This is a genomic window from Aneurinibacillus sp. UBA3580, from assembly GCF_002375825.1.
GTDB lineage: Bacteria > Bacillota > Bacilli > Aneurinibacillales > Aneurinibacillaceae > Aneurinibacillus > Aneurinibacillus danicus.
In genome coordinates, this window is record NZ_DFMZ01000070.1 from 1 (window position 1) to 2749 (window position 2749).

The 2749-nt window shown below is 48.7% G+C and carries 3 protein-coding genes and 1 pseudogene; 3 read left to right on the forward strand and 1 reads right to left on the reverse strand.

All coding sequences use genetic code 11. The features are described 5' to 3' along the window. Positions 1 to 119: 119 nt before the first annotated feature. Positions 120 to 767 (reverse strand): nitroreductase family protein, encoded by a 648-nt coding sequence (locus tag B2899_RS10755; RefSeq protein ID WP_146808213.1) that lies wholly within the window; start codon positions 765 to 767, stop codon positions 120 to 122. Between the two features lie 166 nt (positions 768 to 933). Between B2899_RS10755 and B2899_RS10760 the strand changes: the two genes are divergently transcribed. From B2899_RS10760 to B2899_RS10770, 3 genes and pseudogenes are all read left to right on the forward strand, one after another. After that, positions 934 to 1440, forward strand: coding sequence for a hypothetical protein (locus tag B2899_RS10760; protein ID WP_286885711.1), 507 nt, complete (start codon positions 934 to 936; stop codon positions 1438 to 1440). After that, entirely contained in the window at positions 1430 to 2413 is a 984-nt protein-coding gene (locus tag B2899_RS10765; RefSeq protein ID WP_286885712.1) for an FAD:protein FMN transferase, read from the forward strand. Before B2899_RS10760 ends, B2899_RS10765 begins: the two co-directional genes overlap by 11 nt. After that, positions 2397 to 2749 (forward strand): annotated as a pseudogene (locus tag B2899_RS10770) (ferric reductase); the annotation flags it as partial. The gene B2899_RS10765 and the pseudogene B2899_RS10770, both read left to right, overlap by 17 nt.

Genomic DNA, 2749 nt, shown 5'->3' on the forward strand with positions numbered 1-2749 from the left:
TATTGTAAGCGAGAAAAAACTCGCGGGGCGTGTGCCAAACGTGCATTTTTCCTTGTGGAGCGTGTGACGCGGAGGGAGACAAAGACCGGCAACGCCCGCGAGTTTTTCTCATTTTCACTCTATTCGATAATTTGCAGGATGTCTTCCACCGGTTTGCGCGGCAGCCGTGCCGGTACTTCGGCAGGATGGCCGAGCGCAATAACCATGTTGATTTGCTTTTCCGCCGGGATTTGCAGATATTCCCGCATCCGATGCTGAGCGAGCAGGACCGGTCCGGTCATGGCGCATGTCGCGAGTCCCTTTGCATGGGCGGCCAGCATTAGATTCTGGATTGCGAGGCAACTGCTTTTAATGCCTTCTTCGTCCCAGAACGACGGCTCGCTGATCATAATCGGATCGAAGATTTTTTCGCGGAACTTCGACGTATACGGCGTGGCCAGGCAGACGATGAGCGCCGGTGCACCGGTAAATGCGGTCGCATACGGACCGAAGGAACGCGCCAGCAGGCGGGCTTCCTTCTCAAGCCCGCGTTTTTTTGCCTCATCGGCGATTTTGTGCAGTTCTTCCCATGTCATGTCGGAGATTTCTTTAATCTTTTCTGTATTCAAAATCGCGATGAATTCCCATGTCTGCGAGTTTGTATCGCTGGGCGCATAGCGCGCGCAGTCGATGAGTTCTTTCACGTCTTCAATACTAACCGGCTGTTCGATAAACTTTCGTACGCTCCGCCGGTTCAGGATGATGTCTTTGAAATCATGATATTGCATGTTCAATGTCACCTGCTTTACGGATACTGTCAATCAGCATTCATTATAACATAAAGTGTTAGTACCTGATACTAAAATGAAGAAAGAAAAGAAGAGTGTTTTTTCATGCTATTTTCAGATATGGAGGATATAGTAAAAGCAATTACCGCACTAGGGAGGAAAATAGATGAAAAAGCAAGCATGGGTAAAATGGGCGGTCGGTTTGTCGAGTGTGGCCGCTTTTGTCGGATTGGTCGAGGTTACGAAGGAAGCGGATGCAAGGAAGCAGGAGGCACAGGGAGTACCTGCCGAACTAGCTGCTCCTATACAACAGGAGGGGAGGACACAACAGGCAAAGTCTGCTGCACAGCAATCGCAAGCTATACAAATGGATGCGGATGCAGAAAAAAATCTTATGGATGAGATACGTATGGAATGGAAGGACTATGAAGCGAGAAAAAGCAATGAACAAAGAGAGTATCAGCGATTTGTAAAAGATGAAGGCTACGACGAAGAGCATGACCATGACGAAGATGATAGTGATGATGAAGAATGGGAGCATCATAAGGAACTTGAACACGGAGATAGAGAACAGGCACATATTTATCAGGGAGTGGGTGTAAAATCGGTCTCTAAGGGAAGCATGGCAGGACCGGGTAGCGAGATAAGGACGGCGAAATCTCATGCCTCATAAGAATATGCATACATTTCGGGCGATGAATACGATGTGTTCCACGCTGGGGCTTTCAAATGCTTCACATCGGGAAGTAGAGGCCTGGATGGCGTATGTGGAACAAAAAGCGAGTCGATTCCTTCCAAACAGCGAAATCACGCGCATCAACCAATCAGATGCCCCGCTTCATATCGTCTCTGCGCTTATCTATCATCTTATGCGGGAAGCGGAAGTATATTACCGGGAGACGGATGGCCTCTTCTGTCACTATCTCGGTAAGCAGCTTTCTTCATTGGGATATGCCGAAAGTTTTGAACGTATGCGTGATAAATTTCCGGCAGGTAACGAAAACTCGTTATTATATCGATCCAATCAGGCTGCTCAACACAAACAGATTTATTGTTTTAAAAATGGGAAGGCCTATACACCAATCACGATTGACGCAGGGAACTGGATTGATCTTGGAGGCATCGCAAAAGGATGGGGTGTACAGAAGATGGTGGACTGGTTGCAGAAGGAAGGGAGAAGGGAAGGGCTATTAAACGCGGGAGGGGATATTGTGGCCTGGAGTGACGAAGCGACAGGTCTTCCATGGCAGATTCAGATTCTAGAACCGAGAGACGAGAAAAGAGAGGTAGCCCGCCTTACGCTTCATGCCGGGACTGTAGGCATTGCTACAAGCAGTTGGGAGAAACGGCGCTGGCGGCAGCCGAACGGAAGTGTTTCGCACCATATTATAGATCCGCGGACACAGAAGTCCGCTTCTTCTGACATCTGGCAGGCGACGGTATTGCTTCCCGATTTGACGGCAGCAGAAGTCTATGCGAAATGCCTGTTGATTTTAGGGACGGAGCAAGGACCTCCCTGGTTGCGGCAGCGAAAGCCAGAGGCGGCCTATGTGCTAGTAAAGAACGATGGTTCCATAGAAGCAAACCGAAATATAGAAAACTATTGTGTTGCGTACGAGGTGAAGCAGCATGTCGAGTGTATTTGAATACCTTGCCCCTATCCTTTCTGTCTGGCATCTTACACGGGCAGCAGGTCTGGTGGCGTATGGACTGCTTTTTACAGCCGTTATGACAGGCATTTTGCAAAGTATGCGTATCCTGCCGCTTCCTCTCCGTCCCGCGCTTGCCGCGATTCATAATGCGGCAAGCTGGTTTGGCCTTATGTTTGCTCTTTTACACGGATGTGTTTTGTTATTTGACGACTACGTCACATATACAGCCTGGGAGATCGCGGTTCCGTTCCTTTCTGACCATGAAAGTGTAAAGGAAGCGGCAGGCATTCTTTCTTTTTACTTATTCTTTTTACTCATCCTCTCTTCCGA

Excerpts from the sequence above, each read along its gene's own strand:
- B2899_RS10755 (WP_146808213.1), bottom strand. The coding sequence starts at position 767 with ATGCAATATCATGATTTCAAAGACATCATCCTGAACCGGCGGAGCGTA.
- B2899_RS10760 (WP_286885711.1), top strand. The coding sequence starts at position 934 with ATGAAAAAGCAAGCATGGGTAAAATGGGCGGTCGGTTTGTCGAGTGTG.
- B2899_RS10765 (WP_286885712.1), top strand. The coding sequence starts at position 1,430 with ATGCCTCATAAGAATATGCATACATTTCGGGCGATGAATACGATGTGT.